The organism is Spirillospora sp. CA-128828 (assembly GCF_050945415.1).
GTDB lineage: Bacteria > Actinomycetota > Actinomycetes > Streptosporangiales > Streptosporangiaceae > Spirillospora.
Map to the genome: position 1 here is coordinate 8,193,119 of NZ_CP191986.1, position 16,379 is coordinate 8,209,497.

Sequence of the window (16,379 nt, forward strand, 5' to 3'; positions counted from 1 at the left end):
TGCGGGGACGTTGTCAGCGGTGTATCTCCGCAACCCCCCGTCCGGGTTCACGCCCGCCGGGAACAGATTGGTCCGAGACACGTGGTCGCCATTACGGGTCGCGGCGAACCTTCCCGATAAACTGCGCATCCTCATAAGCACGGGGGTTGCCGGAGAGGGCCGCTCCGCCGCCTGCGAAGTACGAGCGAGGAAGGTCCGTACGTGGACGACGACACCGAGCGGGAGAGGGAGTCGTCCCGTACCGGCACCGCCGAGTTCCGCATCCCCGCCAAGGTCGATCTGACCAGGCCGGACATCGCCGTTCGCCGTCCCCCCAAGCCGAAGGACGAGCCCGCGGACGAGCCGTCCGAGGAACCGGCGGCCGCCCCGCGAGGGCCCTGGTACGTCCAGTTCACTCCGCCCGCCGAGGCCGAAGCCGGGCCCGAGGCAGAGCCCGAATTCGAAGCCGAGCCTGAAACCGAGCCCGAACCCGAGGACGACGAGGACCAGAACACCCGCTGGGACTTCGCCTGGAGTGCCGGTGAGGAAGCCGCCGGAGACTCCGAGCAGGCCTCTGAGCAAGCCCCTGAACAGGACCCTGAGCCGGACTCGGCCGGCGAAGCTCCGGAGGAGACCGACGCGCAGGCCGAAGACGTCGCGTCCTCCGCCACGGTGACCATGCCCTGGCGTCCCACGCCTCCGCCCTCTCCGGAAGCGGACGAGTCCCCAGAGGCGGACGCCCCCGAGCAGGCCGCTCCTCCGCAGGACGACCCCGCGCCCGCCGCCGCACCGGCGGAGGATTCGGACGATGACCTCGCGGACGGCGAAGGTGAGCCCCCGGAGGCACCCGAGCCGGACCCCGAGGCCGCCGGCACCGGACGCCACCGCGACTCGGCTCCGCAAGACCGCTCCGACGACGTGCCGGACACGCACGACGAGCCCCCGGAGATTCCCGCACCGCTCGCGGGCCCCCGCCACGCCGCGCCTCCGCAGGCCCCGCCGGAAGGTCCCGCCGACGTCCCGGCCACGCGCCCCAACCCGATACCGGCCGCCGCGTCACGGGCGGACTCCCCGGAGGCCGCGCCCCCGGAGCAGGACAGCCCGGCCGATGACACGGCCGCCTCACCGCAGGCCGGCCCTCGGCACCCCGCACCGCCGCAGAGCACCAGGCCGTCCGGCGGCACGGCCGGACCCACGCGGGTCGAGCGCCTGCCGGTACTCCCCCAGCAGCCCGGGTCTTGGCAGGCGGCACTTCCCCAGGCCGCACCACAGACCGCACCGCCACAGGACACACCGCCACGGGACGCGCTTACAGACGCGGCACCACCACAGTCCGCACCACCGCGGAGCGCATCACCGCAGAGCGCATCACCACAAGCCGCGCCACCGCAGGCTGCAGCACCACAGGCCGCACCACCACAGAGCGCGCCACCTCAAGCCGCGCCACCTCAAGGCGAGCCGTCGCAGGGCGCGCTTCTTCCGGCTGCTTCGGTGCAGGAGGCTTTGCCGCAGGAGTATCCGGCGGCGCGGACGTCCGGGCAGTGGAGTGTGCCCTGGGACGGGCCGCCCCTGCCGGTGCCGCCGGTCGCACCTGTGGAGGAGAAGAAGAAAAAGAAGCGTGGACGGCGCTGGCTCGTCGTTCTCGTGGTCGTCCTGGTCCTCGTCGGCGGAGGCGTGGCGGGGCAGTTGCTGCGGCCACCGCCCGACCCGACGGTGCGGCTGGCCATCCCGGCCAGCCGGACGTTCCAGGGCCAGGCCCCGGCGTTGTCGTGGCCGGCGGCCGGGCAGGCGGTCATCTCCGTGGACGGGGCCGGGACCATGGGCTCGTCGGGCGGGGCGGCGCCGACGCCCACGGCGAGCGTCGCCAAGGTGATGACGGCGTATGTCTACCTGCGCAGCCATCCGCTGAAGTCCGGTGAGGCGGGCCCGGTGCTGACGGTGTCGCCGCAGGCGGCGGCGCAGATTCCGGCGCGCAAGAGGCGCGGGGAGTCGCTGCTCGGCGTCACCGCGAACCAGCGGCTGACGCAGCGGAAGGCGCTGGAGGCCCTGCTCATCATCTCCGCGAACGACGTGGCGCACGAGCTGGCCCGGTGGGACTCCGGAAGCGACCAGGCGTTCGTCGCGAAAATGAACGCGACGGCGCAGGAGCTGGGGATGACCAGCACGCGCTACACCGACCCGAGCGGCTACGACTCCCGCACCGTGAGCACGGCCGCGGACCAGGTGAAGCTGCTGCGGGCGGCCATGCAGATCCCGGCCTTCACCGAGATCGTGAACAACCGGATGTACGTGCCGGACGGCGGCGGGGCCCCGCGGCAGGGCGGCAACTTCATCCTGGGGCGCAACGGCGTGGTCGCGGGCAAGACGGGATACACCGACGCGGCCGGCGGGAACTTCGTGTTCGCGGCGCACAAGAACCTCGGCGGCGTGACCACGCTGATCGTGGGCGCGGTGATGGGGCAGCACTCCCCGAACGCGGCCGGCGCCGTCAACGCGGCGGAAAGTCTCCTCGTCGCGGCCGAGCGCGCGCTCGTCGCGGCGCCGCTCGCGCGTAAGGGGGACGTCGTCGGGTGGGTCGAGGACGGGCTCGACGGCCGCACCGCGCTGCGCGCCACGGCCCCGGTGACCGTGATCGGCTGGCCGGGTCTCACGGTGCCGGTCAGGTTCGACGGTGACCCGTCGGCGGACGACGAACTCGGCGACACGCCCGGTGTGGTCGACGCGGGCTCCGCGAAGGTGCCGGTGAAGCTGGAGGCGCCGAAGCAGGAGCCGTCCATCGTCAAGCGGCTGACCCGGCTCCGCTGAACCCGCCCGCCTCCGGGAGATGTTCAGATGGCGGGTTCCGGAGTCTCCGTCGGGCGTGAGCGGACGCCCGCCCGCCGGAAGGCCAGCAGCGGGGGGACGCTGAGCAGCAGGAGCAGCGCGGGGACGAAGGTGAACCCGGCGCTCATGCCGGTGAGGGCCGAGTCCGGCTGGACGACCGGGGTGTCGAAGAGGTCCCGGGACGGCGACCCCGCCGCGCCGGCGTCGGGTGCGGAGGATCGGAACGACGACGCCGCGAGGATCAGCGCGAAGAGGCCGGGGCCGAGGGCCAGCGCGCCGGTCTCCGCCGCCGTGAACAGGCCGGTGAAGGCGCCGGACTGCGCGTGCCCGGTGCGTCCGGCGTCGGCGTGGACGGTCTCCGGCAGCAGCATCAGCGACAGCAGCTGGACCGCCGCGTAGCAGACCCCGACCAGACCGGCGAACGCCAGCACCCCGGCGGTCGACGTGATCACCGGGTACACCGCGGCGGTCGTCGCGGCGAACATCAACACCCCCGCCACGTAGCATTCGACCACCCCGTACCTGCGCGCCAGCCACCGCCACAGCGGCACCGCGAACGCGCTCGGGCCGACCATGCAGACGAACATCGCCGAGGTGAGCCCGTAGTCGTCCAGCCGGTAGGTCGCGATGTACGGGGCGCCGGCCAGCATGACCGCGACGGCGAGGAACTGCGCCACGCAGGCGCCGAGCAGCAGGAAGAACGGCCGGTTTCCGCGGGCGGTGCGCAACGCGGCGACCAGCCCCAGCGGGCGCGGCCCCGGACGGGACGGGATCCACCGGCTCGCCAGCGCACCGGTGATCATCGCGGCGCCCATGGCGGCCCCGATCACGGCTCCCATCAGCGCGTACCCGGCGCGTCCGCCGCCGGCGGCGTCGGTCAGGGCGGGCGCGACGCCGCCGGCGACCAGGATGCCGAGCGTCAGGCAGACGACGCGCCACGCCATCGCGCGGCCCCGCTCGGACGGATCGGCGGAGATCTCGGCGGGCAGCGCGACGTACGGCACCTGGAAGAAGGCGAACGCGGTCGCGGCCAGCAGGAACATGATCCCGGCCCAGGCGGCGGCGGCTCCCGGGGAGCCGCCCGGCACGGCGAACATCGCGGCGAACAGGAACGGCAGCGTCAGGGCGCCGAACAGCAGGAGACGGGTGCGCCGCCCGGTCCGGACGGCCTCCCGGTCGCTGGCGGCGCCGACGACCGGGTTGAGCAGGACGTCCCATGTCTTGGGCACGACGAGGACGGCACCGGCGACCGCGGCGGACACGCCGAGGACATCGGTCAGGTAGTAGAGGAGCAGCAGGCCGGGGACCGCGGAGAAGACACCGGTGCCGACGGAGCCGGCTCCGTAGCCGAGGAGCCGCCGCCGGGGCAGTCGGGCCGGCTCGGCGATCATTTCCACACGCTAGGCTCTCGAACGGGATTCGGTCAATCGATCGGCGGACCTGCCGGGGCTCGGTGAGCCGGACGGTCAGCACCATCTCCATCTCCAGCCGCGACTCCGGTTCGCACAGCCGCTTCTGCGGGGCGCGGGGCGGTCCGGCGGGCAGCATGTCCAGGTCGCGGCCCTCCCGGGCCTCCGCCCAGCCGATCAATCCTCAGGCGCGGCGGGCGCCCGGGCCGGCGAACACGGCGGCGGCGCCGAGACCGAGGTAGATCAGGCCGGTCGCGTACCGCTGCCGCCGCCGGAAGACGGGACGGGCCCGCAGCCATTCGCCGATCGAGCCGGCGGCGACCGCGTACACGATGTCGCCGGCCAGCCCGATCAGCGCGGTCACGACCCCCATCACCGCGATCTGCAGCGGCACCGCGCCCGCGTCCTGGTCGACGAACTGCGGCAGGAACGCGAGGAAGAACAGCACGACCTTCGGGTTGAGGACGTTCACGAGCACGCCGTCCAGGTAGACGCGGTGCAGCGGCCGCGGCTCCAGGGCGGGTTCGGCGGGGTCGTGGCGGCTGCGCAGCGTCCGGTACGCGAGGTAGACGAGGTATGCGGCGCCCGCGTAGCGCAGCAGGCCGAACGCGGTCGCGGACGCGGCGACGACGGCGGACAATCCGGCCGCGGCGGCGCCGATGTGGACGAGCGTGCCGGTCTCCACGCCGAGCGCGGACGCGATCCCGGCGCGGCGGCCCTCGCCGATGCTGCGCGTGGTGATGTAGAGGTGGTTCGGGCCGGGGATGGCGACCAGCGTCAGGGCGGCCAGCAGGAACAGCAGTGGGTTCGTCACGAGAGCACGCTAGAGCCGGGATGGTCCGCTCTCCAGGTCCAATCCGGCCCGTGCGGAGTGGACCAGATCAGCTCGGCGTCGCGGCGAGCGCACCGGACAGCACCAGGCGCCCGGCGGTACGGACCATGGTGGCGACCTCCTCGACCGGCTGGCGCAGCGAGGCCAGGCTGATCAGTGCGGCGAGCAGGATGTGCCCGAGCACGATCTCGACGTCGTCCCGCTCCGGCACCGGGTCGCCGATCGCCGTCGAGAGCCGGTCGCGCAGGAACAGGAACAGGACCGTCCGGGCGTCGTCCACGCTGGAGTCGTCCGAGGTCACGGCCTGGATGATCGCGGACGTCAGGGTCGGCTCCTCCGCCGCCACGTGCACGATCCGCTCCAGCAGCGCGGTGAGCCGCTCCAGCGGGGTGTCGCCGACCGCGAGCGCGTCGATGTCGTCGGTGACGCGGTGCGCCCACGCCGCCGCCACCTCGGTGAGCAGATGGTCCTTCGTGGCGAAGTACCGGTAGACGGTCGCGCGGGCGACCCCGGCGCGGTCCGCCACATCGTGCATGGTGACGGCTGGATAGCCGCCCTCCAGCGCGAGTTCCCGCGCCGAGTCGATCAGCCGCTCGCGCCGCGCCTGCTGATCCTTGCTCAGCGTCCGGGTGACGGTGAACCGCGCATCGCCGCTCAAAACGCCCTGCCCTTCTGCATGGCCCCCGCCTCGCCGTAGCCGCCCCCATTCTTCCGCACATTCACCCCGGACGCGTCCATCAACGACGTCGGAGCCCCATTGGCGGCCACCCGTTCCCGGCCCACGATAGACCTACCGCTTGCTTGGTGAGACGATGGTCCAGATCTCAATCTCACTTCGGGAGGCCGGACGGTGGAGCACTGATGGGCGACCTCACGGGGACGGCGGCGCTGGTCACCGGCGGCGGCAGCGGCATCGGCCTGGCCTGCGCCCGGCGCCTCGCCGCCGACGGCGCGGACGTCACGATCTGCGGCCGCACCGAGGCCCGGCTGAAGGACGCCGCCGAATCGTGCGGCCTCCGCTACATGGTCGCCGACGTCACCGACGAGGACCGCGTCGCGGCCGCGGTGGGCGCCGCCGCCGCGCACGCCCCGCTCCGCACCGTGATCGCGTGCGCGGGCGGCACGACGTCGATCGGACCGATCCCCGCCCTGGACGCCGGCGCCTGGCGGGCGACGCTGGAGCTGAACGCGACCGGCACCATGCTCACGCTCAAGCACGCCGCCCGGCTGATGGCGCGGACGGGCGGCGGCTCGTTCGTCGCGATCTCCTCGATCGCCGCGTCCAACGTCCACCGCTGGTTCGGCGCCTACGGCCCCGCCAAGGCGGCCGTCGACCACCTCGTGCGGCAGGGCGCGGACGAACTGGGCGGCGTGGGCATCCGCGTGAACGGCATCCGCCCCGGCCTCGTCGACACCGAACTCGTCGCGGGGGTGACCGACCCGGGCCCCGTCCTGGACGACTACCTCGCGTGCATGCCCGTGTCCCGCGTCGGCGAGCCGTCCGACATAGCCGAGGCCGCGCGCTTCCTCGCAGGGCCCGAGTCGTCCTGGATCACCGGCGAGATCCTCAACGTGGACGGCGGCCACCACCTGCGGCGCGGGCCCGACTACCGCGCCGTCTTCGAGCCCCTGTTCGGCGCCGACGCGCTACGCGGAGTCATCCCCGAGGAGTGAGCCATGGCCATCGACCTTCTCGACGGCGAGATGTACGCCACCGATCCCTGGTCCGTCTACGCGCGGCTGCGCGCCGAGGCCCCCGTCTACCACGACGAGCAGAACGGCCTGTGGGGCATCGCGCGGCACGCCGACGTGTTCGCCGTCGAGCGCAACCCGCGCGTGTGGACGAACTCCGGAGGCTACCGGCCCCAACTGCCGTCCGACCCGTCGATGATCGGGCAGGACGACCCCGAGCACGCGCACCGCCGCAGGATGGTCTACCAGCGCTTCACCCCGCGCGGCGTCGCCCGCTACGCCGACCGGATCCGCGCGACCGCCGCCGACTGCATCACCACGGCCCTGGAGGCGGGGACCGTGGACGCCGTCCCCGCGCTGGCGGCCCCGCTGCCCGCCCGTGTCATCGGCTGGCTGCTCGGGTTTCCGGAGGACGCGTGGCCGCGGCTCGTCCACTGGTCGGCGACCGCGGTCTTCGCCGGCGGAGGCCGCCGCTACGTCACCGACGACGCGACGATCGCCGCCGGCGAATACGCCCTCGCCGTGTTGGAGATGGCCAAAGAGCGCCGTTCCCGCCCCACCGACGACCTGCTGTCGATCTGGTCGAACGCCAGCCCGGACCAGCCCGCCTACGACGACGACCACCTCGCGCACGAGGCCCTTCTTCTGCTGGTCGGCGGCGCCGAGACGACCCGCACCGTCATCGCCACCGCCCTGGACGCCCTCATCCGGCACCCCGCCGAATGGCGGAAGCTCCGCGACGACCCGTCCCTCGTCCCGAACGCCGTGGAAGAGTTCGTCCGCTGGACGACCCCGATCCTCAACATGTGCCGGGTCGCCGCGACCGACGCCGAGATCGCGGGCGTGAAGATCCCCGCGGGCGAGCAGATCCTGCTCATGTACGGCTCCGCCAACCGCGACGAAACGGTCTTCGAGAACCCGGACTTCTTCGACGTGACCCGCCGCCCCGGCGACCACATAGCCTTCGGCCTGGGCCCCCACTTCTGCCTGGGCGCGTCCCTGGCACGGCTGGAACTCCAAATCTTCTTCGAAGAGTTCATCGCCCGCGTGGACACGGCAGAATGGGCCGACTCAGACGGACCACGCATTCTGCGCAACGCCTTCGTCCGCGGCGTGACCGAGTTCCCGGTGAAACTGACCGCCCGTTAGCCGGGGCGCGACGTCCGCTTCCTGGTCGTCGACGCGGTTCACTCCTTTGTCGGCGCCGGCACGGGCAGCAGCGACGGGTCATCGCTGCTCAGGATCTGCGTCACTCGATGCTCGATGTGCTCGGCGTACTCCGGGTGCGTCAGGACGTAGAAGCGCTCCTCACGAATGGCCTGCAGGACGCGCTTCCCGATGGCGCGCGGGCTGGTGCCGAGCTTGAACGCCTGCCGGGCCGCGTCCACGGACCAGCCTTCCGGGACCGGGCCCGCATCGGGAAAGCGAGCCGGCCGGTTGCGTTGCGAAACGAAGATGTTCGTGTCGACAAGGCCGGGGAACAGCACGGACACCCGCGGCTTGAGGCCGCCGTCGACGAGCTCCAGATAAACGGTCTCCGAAAGCGCGAGAACGGCCGCCTTCGTCGCGCCGTAGAGCGAGCCGCCCGCCAGCAGAGCCGCCATCGACGCGGTGTTGACGATATGCGCGTCCTCGTCCTGCTCGATCATGACGGGCAGGAAGGCCCGGATGCCGTGGACGACGCCCATCAGGTTCACTTCGAGAATCCACGCCCAGTCGTCGAGCGTGCTCTCCCAGCTGGGCCTGCTGCCGACATGGACACCGGCGTTGTTGCACAGCACGTGCACGGCACCGTATTCCCGGAGCGTGGTTTCGGCGAGCGAGGTGACGTCTTCGGCCAGCGACACGTCGGCCACCACACCGCGGACGTCCGCTCCCGCGTCCTGCAGATCGGTCACGGTGGAATGGAGCGCGGCCTCCTCCACGTCGCTCAACACCACGCGCATCCCCGCGCCGGCGAACACCTCCGCCATTCCCCGCCCGATCCCGCTCGCCGCACCCGTGACAACGGCGACTTTGCCGTCCAGAACGTCCATCGCGCCACCCCCATCAAACCGAGGGCACACTCTAGAGAACCGCAGGCCCGACAAGATCCACCCGAGGAACGATGTTTTCCGCCGCCTGCCGGGTTATTGTGAAAATGGAGCACGACGTCCCGATGCCGCCCCCCATCGGCGCTCAGTGACGGCCGTGCCTGGCCCGCCCGCCGTGCTCACGCCGGCCGACGGTTCGCGAGTACCTCAGTGAGGCTACGCACTCGCCCAGCCACAGGCTTCGGCGATGGCAGCCGGATCCCAATAGAAGGGGCGGCATTCGAGCATGCGCCCGTCCCGAACTCTGATCAGCTGCAAGATCAGCGTCTCGACCTCCCGGCCGGTGGCCCTGGCACGGAACCGCACCCGATTGCGCACCACCACCGTGTCACCTTCGCCCCAGTGCTGCTGGTCCAGAAACTCCATCGACTCCCAGACCTCACTGAACAGGGTCAGGAACCGCTCCATGCCCTCTCGGCCCCGCCACGTCCCGCTTCCCGTGAACGGCAGGCCAGGAGCCTGATGCAGCACCACCTCCGGATCCAGACACGCCGCAGCCTCCTCATAGCTCGCCCGGCCGTACCCGCCGGCGGCCATATACGCCGCTTCAGCCGCATAGAACTTCTCCATCACCGCCCACGCATCGCCTGACGCGTGCCCGTCTCCCGCCGAAGGTCCCTCGGCCATCACCTGCTGCTCCTCTGGTCGGCAACACCTTGGGAACCCCGGCCCACCAGACTTGGTTGCAGCCGGCCTTCTCCGACTTCGGCCGTGGTGACCCAGCGGATCAGTGGGCTGCGCGCGGCCGTGCCGGACTGGTGGCTCGTCCAGTCCGGCACGGTCGCTTGGACACGCGCCGTTCCTAACCCTGGTTCGGGGCCTCGGTCAGCGCCTCGCCCCTGTTCTGGACCTGCCCCTCGTTCTGGGCCTGGTTCTCGGCCTGCCCCTGGGCGGCGGGCTGCTCCTGCCCCTGCGGCTGCTCCTGCATGGCGCCCTGGTCCTGAGCCTGCGGCTGCTCCTGCGCAGCGCCCTGCTCCTGCGCTTCCGGCTGCCCCTGCGCAGCGGCCTGCTCCTGCGCCTGCGGCTGCTCCTGCGCAGCACCCTGCTCCTGCGCCTGCGGCTGCTCCTGCGCAGCACCCTGCTCCTGCGCCTGCGGCTGCTCCTGCGCAGCACCCTGCTCCTGCGCCTGCGGCTGCTCCTGCGCAGCACCCTGCTCCTGCGCCTGCGGCTGCTCCTGCGCAGCACCCTGCTCCTGCGCCTGCGGCTGCTCCTGCGCAGCACCCTGCTCCTGCGCCTGCGGCTGCTCCTGCGCAGCACCCTGCTCCTGCGCCTGCGGCTGCTCCTGCGCAGCACCCTGCTCCTGCGCCTGCGGCTGCTCCTGCGCAGCACCCTGCTCCTGCGCCTGCGGCTGCTCCTGCGCAGCACCCTGCTCCTGCGCCTGCGGCTGCTCCTGCGCAGCGCCCTGCTCCTGCGCCTGCGGCTGCTCCTGGGCAGCGGCCTGCGCCTGCGGCTGCGCGGCAGTCTGCTCCTGCGCCTGCGGCTGCTGCTGCGCGGCAGTCTGCTCCTGCGCCTCGGCCTGGGCGGCGTCCTGGCCCTCGACGTCCTGCTCGGGGCCTTCCACCTCGATCGTCACGGGGCCGATCTTCTTGCCGTGGACGATCTGCTTGATGTCACCGGTCGTGACCGGCTTGTTCCCCAGGTTCTGAGTGACGCCGTGCGACCCGTTGGCCTCGGCGTGGTTGAGGTCGCCGGGACCGTGCTCGGAGATGTAGGTGGGCCTGTAGTAGATGTGGATGTCCGACGGCGCCTTGGGTGCCGCCGAGGCCGCCGGAACGGCCAGGAGACTGCCCCCGACGGCCAGCGTGGCCACCATCGCTGCACGAGCGATGCGATTCATTCCATTTCTCCCTTTTGCGGATCTGGTTCGCGACTGCGAACTGGGTGGTCGTAATCAGCCCGTGCCCGAACTCAAATCCAGGCAGGGGCTGTTGACGACATGCCCCGTGAACCGCAAAATCAGGCCGCCGCATTAATCCCCCGAGGGTAAATTTGTATTTAGGTGCTCCGCTCCATGCGATCAGGACTCCGGATTTATGCGGCGAAGTTCTTTATGAACGGACCGCCGGCTCCTCATCCGGCACGGCGGGAGAGCGTCCGACGCGCGAACCGGTCCGCGGCACCCTCGCGGATGACGTCGCTCCCCGAGAACGGCCGGAACGAGTTCCTCTGCCCCCTCTCATCACCCGGAGGGCACGCAGGACGCGGAGTACTTTCGATCCGGAGAACCGATCCGCGACACCCGTCCGGCGCCCGGCGCCTTGAAGGCGAGCCTCGAAGGAACGTCCGACCAGGGCACGGCCGAGCACGGCCAGGAAGCCGAGAAGGTCGCCCGAGCGCACGGGCGGCGCCTGGGAGCCCGCGGCCCCGGGGACCGCGCCGAACATCTCCCGCCACACGCCGAAGAGGCCTCCCCAGGGAACCCGGACGGTGTAGGTGCCGGCGAGCTTGTACTCGGTGCCGAGGCTCCATGACCGCCGGGTCGCCGGCGCTTCGGCCGCCCCCTTGCTCCCGCCCCCGATGAGCGGAAGTGACTTGGACCGGAAACGTGTCCGGAAATTGCCAGTTTTTGCATCCATATAGGCTCGAAGCCTGCCGTCACGAGAAAAAGTCAGGCCGAAGTCGGGAGGCCTGATGAGCCGGAAACGGCCGCTCGTCGAGGCCCGCGCCTCGAAGGAAAGTCCGCCATCCGGGAGGCGCCTGGCCGAACCCACGGAAAAGGATCCGCCGACACCCACTCCGCTCTCGAAAGTTAATGCGAGCCCTTCCCGGGTGAACGAACTCGTCACGCCACCGCCAAGGCCACGGTAAAGGCTGAACTTGAGGGCGACGCCGTCGCCGCCTCCTGGCAAGGAAATGGTGTGCGGCCACACGAGGGCCGCCGTCCGACCGGAATGGGCCTCCCGCACGGTCCGGCCGCCGGAAGCCGGAACCTCAGCCGGTGCGGCCATTCCGCCGCGTGGCGCCGTCCGCGAACATGACGGGCCGACGGCGCAGGCGCAGCGAGCCGGACCGGCCCCCGCGGCCGGCGCGATCGACATCGCCGATGCGGCCAGAACCACCGCGGACACCGTGGCGATGCGGACGCGCCCGCCACTCCACGCTCGCTTCATGATCTTCAGCACACACGTGACCTGCTCGCACATGAACAGCGATGCTACAACGATGTGTAGCCAAATGAACACATAGAGTAACTATCGACGTCTTGGCGTGACTCGGCGGCGTCCGCCGGGATGAGGGGGTGATGGCCGGCCGGCATCAGGCCCGGCTCGGACTCAAACAGACAATGATGTCTGCTAGAGTCTGGCGCGATACCTGGAGCGTCGGGCGGAGTACTAAAAGAACATGGTTGTTCAATTAATACTCGGCCCTTCGGTACGGGCTATAACATTGTCATGCCCAGGACGTTGGCGGACTCCCGCGAGAAGCTGATCGAGGCCGGGATGCGCTTGCTGGAAGAGCAGGGGCCGGAGGCGCTGAACGCGCGGCGGCTCGCCGCCGAGATCGGGGCGTCCACCATGGCCGTCTACACGCATTTCGGCGGGATGGCCGGGGTGTACGAGGCGCTCGGGCGAGAGGCGTTCGCTCGTTTCGAGCGCTTCCTGCGGCGGGTGCCCGACACCGAGGACCCGGTGACCGACCTGCTGGTTCTGGGGCTGGCGTACCGGGAGTTCGCGGTGGCCAGCCCGCAGCGGTACCGGCTGATGTTCGGGCTCGCCTCGCCGGGGGCCCTTCCGTCGTTCGGGCACGACCTCACCATCGAGGGCACGCCCGCGACCGCGGCCGAGATGAACGACGCCTTCGCGCTGCTGCCGCGGCACGTGCGGCGCGCCATGGTCGCGGGGCGGATCCGCCGGGACGACCCGATCATCGTGGCCGGGCAGATCTGGTGCATGATCCACGGCTACGTGCTGCTGGAGGCCACGGGGGTGTTCGGCCAGGAGGGCCGCGGCGTGCTGCACATCCTGGGCCCGCACGTGATCAATCTGCTGGTCGGGCTCGGGGACGACCGGGAGGCCGCCGAGCGGTCCGCCGGGCAGTCGCTGCTGAACATCGAGATGGTCGGAGCCGTCGTGCGGGAGCCGGAGCCCCGCCGGGGGCGGCGGCCGCGCCCGGCGCGGTGACGTGACGATCGCCACTCGGACGTTGCCGGGCGGCCGGCCATCACATTGTTATAGCCTGCCCATCACAAAGTTATGCCCGGTCCGCGCTACTCCCCCACCACGGCGCGCGGATCGTCCCTGATCGGCAGTTCGAAGAGATCGGTCTGATGATGGCGATGACCTCGGGCACGATGACGGACCCGGCCCCCCGCCCGCTCGACTTCGCCGTGCTGGGCCCGGTCCGCGCGTGGCGCGGCGGGGCCCGCCTCGACCTCGGCCCCATCAGGCAGCAGGCGCTCCTGGCGGCGCTGCTGCTGCGCCCGGATCTGACCGTCAGCCGGCGGGAGCTGCTCGACGGTGTCTGGGGCACCGAACCGCCGGGCTCCGGAAGCAAGATCGTGCCGGTGTACGTCCACCGGCTGCGGCGCTGCCTGGGGACGCCCGGCGAGGACTCGCACGAGACCCTGATCGCGCGGGAGCACGGCGGCTACCGCTTCGTCAGCCACGGGACCGCGGTCGACGTGATGCGGCTCGGCGAGTTCGCGGACGAGGCGGCCGCCGCCAGGAGGTCCGGCGATCTCGCGGCCACGGTGAGCGCCTGCCTCCGCGCCCTCGGGCTGTTCCAGGGCGAACCGCTGGCCGGGCTTCCCGGGCCGTTCGCGCAGGCGGAGCGTCTCCGGCTGGAGGAGCGCAGGCTCACCCTTCTGCAGGAGAAGGCCGAATGCCAGTTCCGGCTCGGCAGGTCCGCGGACGCGGTCGGCGAGCTGCACGCCCTGATCGCCAAGCACCCGCACAGCGAGCCCTTGGCCGCGCTGCTGATGCGCGCGCTGTACGGGAGCGGCCGGCAGGCCGACGCGCTGACCGCGTACTCGCAACTGCGCGGCCGGCTGGTGGAGGACCTCGGGGTGGAGCCGGGCGAGCAGCTGCGGCGCGTGCATCAGGCGGTGCTGCGCGGTGACGACGCGGCCCTGGGCCTCGTGCGGCGAGATGAGACCGGTGGCGGGGAACGCACGCGGGTCCCGCCCGCGCGGCGCGTTCCCGACGAGCTGCCGGCGGATGTCGGCGACCTGGTGGGAAGGCAGGAGGAACTGGAGTTGCTCACCGGCGGCGGGGGGCCGGCGGTGACGGTGGCGACGGTGGACGGGGCGGCGGGCGCAGGCAAGACCGCGCTGGCGGTGCGCGCGGCACGGGCGCTGTGCGACGGGTACCCGGACGGCTGCCTGTTCGTCGACCTGCACGGGCACAGCGGACGGCGGGACGCGGTGCCCCCGGAGCACGCCCTGCGCCGGCTGCTACGGGCGATCGGCGCCGGGCAAGCCTCCGACGATCTGGACGAACTGGTCGCGTTCTGGCGGAGCGCGACCGCGGGGCTGCGCCTGCTGCTGGTCCTCGACGACGCGTCCGGCGCCGACCAGGTGCGTCCGCTGCTGCCCGCGGGGGCCGGCAGCCGGGTGCTGGTGACGAGCCGCCGGCGGCTGGCCGGCCTGGACGCAGACCGCCGGATCTCACTGGGGCCGCTCACCCGGCAGGCGGCGGAGGCGCTGCTGACCCGGATCGTGGGCGCCGAACGCGCCGGCCGTGAGCCGGACGCCGTGCGGGACCTGGTGGGCCTGTGCGACCGGCTGCCGCTGGCGCTGTGCATCGCGGGCGGACGGATCCAGAGCCGCCCGGCCTGGACGATCGACCATCTGGTGCGCAGGATGGCCGACGACGAGCGCCGCCTGGCCGAGCTCACGGCGGAGGACCGCAGCGTCGAGGCGGCGTTCCGGCTCTCGTACGCCCGGCTTCCGGCCGCCGAGCGGCGCGCGTTCCGCGCGCTGGGCATGGCACCGGCCGGGCAGACCGGCCACCGGGCGCTCGCGGCCACGCTCGGCTGGGCCGCGCACCGGGCCGAGCAGGCACTGGAGAACCTGGTGGACGCGAGCCTCGTCCAGCAGCCGTCCGTCCACCAGTACCGGTTGAACGGCCTGCTCGCGCTGTTCGCGCGCCGGGTCGCCGCCGAAGAGTCCCAGATCCCGGGCCGGGGCGGCCTGGTCGCCGTTGGAGGCACACCGGCACGTCTCTAGCACCTCACCGGCCGTCTCCGTCATTTCTCACGCCGAAAACACCGGACGAACCGAATGGCCGTCGGAACCGTGCGGCGTGCTACAGGCATGCCCATTCAGCGGCATTCACCACATCGAATACGGGCTGTTCCCGATATTCGCGTGTCATCGTTATTTAAACGGATCTCACTAGCGTCGTCGACAAGATCGTCAGAATGTCTGGGGAGACCCGAATGCGAAGTAGGAAGTTCGTTTTCCGCGCCGGCGCGACGCTGGTCGCGGCGGCCGCCGCCGTCACGGCGGTGACGGTGGGCGTTCAGGAACAGAAGGCCACGGTCGCCTCGGCGGGCGCGGAGACCGAGGCCGGTGTCGGCCCGCAGGCCGCCGCCGTTCTCCAGGACCGCGTGGCCAAGCTCCGGTCGGAGCAGAAGCTGCCCGGCGTGATCGGCATGGTCCGCAGCGGTTCTTCCACCCAGTACGCCACCGCCGGCTACGGCGACATGTTCCGGCGCGTGCCGGCCGATCCGAAGGCGAAGTTCCGCATCGCCAGCAACACCAAGGCGTTCGTGGCGACGGTCCTGCTGCAGGTTGAGGCCGAGGGCAAACTGTCCATGAACGACACCGTGGACCGGTGGCTGCCCGGCCTGGTCGCGGCGAACGGCAACGACGGCCGCAAGATCACGATCCGGCAGTTGCTGAACCACACCAGCGGGCTCCCCGACTACATCAACGACCTGCGGATCTCGGGTTCCTACGTCGCCGACATCAACCCGTACAAGCAGTGGGATCCGCGCACGCTGGTGAAGGCCGCCACGTCCAACAAGGCGCAGTCGGCGCCCGGCGCCGAGTACCACTACGCCAACACCAACTACGTGCTGGCCGGCATGATCATCCAGGCCGCGACGGGGCGGCACCCGGCGGACGAGGTGCGCAGCCGGATCATCGAGCCGCTCGGCCTCACCGACACCACCTTCCCCAAGGCCGACCCCAAGCTGTACGGGAACTGGCTGCACGGCTACTTCACGATCCGGGACATCTCGTTCTCGAACGTTCAGGTGCTCGGCGCGGCGGGCGCCATGGTGTCCACCCAGGAGGACCTGGCCGACTTCACCCGCGCGCTCGCGTCGGGGCGGCTGCTTCCCCCCGCGCAGCAGCGGGAGATGCAGCAGGTCGTGTCGGCCAAGACGCCCTACGGGCTCGGCGTGATCATCGCGCAGACCCCGTGCGGCATGGCGTGGATGCACAACGGCGCCGCGCTCGGCTATTTCAGCCATTGGTACACCAGCCCGGACGGCAAGCAGCAGGCCGTCGTGGCCACCAACCGCTACAACATGATCCCCACCAAGGTCGACTCCGAGGTCATCAAGGCGGCCCAGGACTCCTACTGCGCGTTGAAGGGAAAGTGA

Annotated in this window: 12 protein-coding genes; 6 read left to right on the plus strand and 6 right to left on the minus strand. The window is 71.5% G+C overall.

Annotated elements, in window-relative coordinates:
• Positions 1–201: 201 nt before the first annotated feature.
• Positions 202–2,784, plus strand: a complete 2,583-nt coding sequence (locus ACQPXG_RS39460) for a hypothetical protein (RefSeq protein WP_433464245.1) — start codon at positions 202–204, stop codon at positions 2,782–2,784.
• Positions 2,785–2,807: 23 nt separating this feature from the next.
• On the opposite strand, the gene ACQPXG_RS39465 is transcribed toward ACQPXG_RS39460, so the two are convergent.
• The 3 genes from ACQPXG_RS39465 to ACQPXG_RS39475 all read right to left on the minus strand — a co-directional run bounded on the left by ACQPXG_RS39465 (position 2,808) and on the right by ACQPXG_RS39475 (position 5,701).
• On the minus strand, positions 2,808–4,193 hold the full coding sequence (locus ACQPXG_RS39465; protein ID WP_433464246.1) for an MFS transporter: 1,386 nt from the start codon (positions 4,191–4,193) through the stop codon (positions 2,808–2,810).
• A gap of 202 nt (positions 4,194–4,395) precedes the next feature.
• On the minus strand, positions 4,396–5,025 hold the full coding sequence (locus ACQPXG_RS39470) for a LysE family translocator (RefSeq protein WP_433464247.1): 630 nt from the start codon (positions 5,023–5,025) through the stop codon (positions 4,396–4,398).
• Between the two features lie 67 nt (positions 5,026–5,092).
• Complete coding sequence (locus tag ACQPXG_RS39475; protein ID WP_433464248.1) at positions 5,093–5,701, minus strand: TetR/AcrR family transcriptional regulator; 609 nt, start codon at positions 5,699–5,701, stop codon at positions 5,093–5,095.
• A gap of 203 nt (positions 5,702–5,904) precedes the next feature.
• Between ACQPXG_RS39475 and ACQPXG_RS39480 the strand changes: the two genes are divergently transcribed.
• Both ACQPXG_RS39480 and ACQPXG_RS39485 read left to right on the plus strand, forming a co-directional pair.
• Positions 5,905–6,717 carry an SDR family oxidoreductase gene (locus ACQPXG_RS39480; RefSeq protein WP_433464249.1) on the plus strand — a complete coding sequence of 271 codons (813 nt, stop codon included), beginning with the start codon at positions 5,905–5,907 and terminating at the stop codon, positions 6,715–6,717.
• A gap of 3 nt (positions 6,718–6,720) precedes the next feature.
• Positions 6,721–7,884, plus strand: coding sequence for a cytochrome P450 (locus tag ACQPXG_RS39485; protein WP_433464250.1), 1,164 nt, complete (start codon positions 6,721–6,723; stop codon positions 7,882–7,884).
• A gap of 38 nt (positions 7,885–7,922) precedes the next feature.
• Here the strand turns inward: ACQPXG_RS39485 and ACQPXG_RS39490 are convergent, their stop codons facing one another.
• From ACQPXG_RS39490 to ACQPXG_RS39500, 3 genes are all read right to left on the minus strand, one after another.
• Positions 7,923–8,771, minus strand: coding sequence for an SDR family NAD(P)-dependent oxidoreductase (locus ACQPXG_RS39490; RefSeq protein ID WP_433464251.1), 849 nt, complete (start codon positions 8,769–8,771; stop codon positions 7,923–7,925).
• A 213-nt stretch (positions 8,772–8,984) separates the two neighbouring features.
• Positions 8,985–9,455 carry a nuclear transport factor 2 family protein gene (locus tag ACQPXG_RS39495; RefSeq protein ID WP_433464252.1) on the minus strand — a complete coding sequence of 157 codons (471 nt, stop codon included), beginning with the start codon at positions 9,453–9,455 and terminating at the stop codon, positions 8,985–8,987.
• A gap of 175 nt (positions 9,456–9,630) precedes the next feature.
• Positions 9,631–10,665, minus strand: a complete 1,035-nt coding sequence (locus ACQPXG_RS39500; protein ID WP_433464253.1) for a hypothetical protein — start codon at positions 10,663–10,665, stop codon at positions 9,631–9,633.
• 1,555 nt (positions 10,666–12,220) lie between these two features.
• Between ACQPXG_RS39500 and ACQPXG_RS39505 the strand changes: the two genes are divergently transcribed.
• The 3 genes from ACQPXG_RS39505 to ACQPXG_RS39515 all read left to right on the plus strand — a co-directional run bounded on the left by ACQPXG_RS39505 (position 12,221) and on the right by ACQPXG_RS39515 (position 16,379).
• The gene (locus tag ACQPXG_RS39505) at positions 12,221–12,949 is read left to right on the plus strand and encodes a TetR/AcrR family transcriptional regulator (protein ID WP_433464254.1); all 729 of its coding nucleotides are present in this window, start codon (positions 12,221–12,223) and stop codon (positions 12,947–12,949) included.
• 155 nt (positions 12,950–13,104) lie between these two features.
• A complete protein-coding gene (locus ACQPXG_RS39510) occupies positions 13,105–14,994 on the plus strand; it encodes a BTAD domain-containing putative transcriptional regulator (protein ID WP_433464255.1) in 1,890 nt (629 codons plus the stop codon).
• A 212-nt stretch (positions 14,995–15,206) separates the two neighbouring features.
• Positions 15,207–16,379 carry a serine hydrolase domain-containing protein gene (locus tag ACQPXG_RS39515; protein ID WP_433464256.1) on the plus strand — a complete coding sequence of 391 codons (1,173 nt, stop codon included), beginning with the start codon at positions 15,207–15,209 and terminating at the stop codon, positions 16,377–16,379.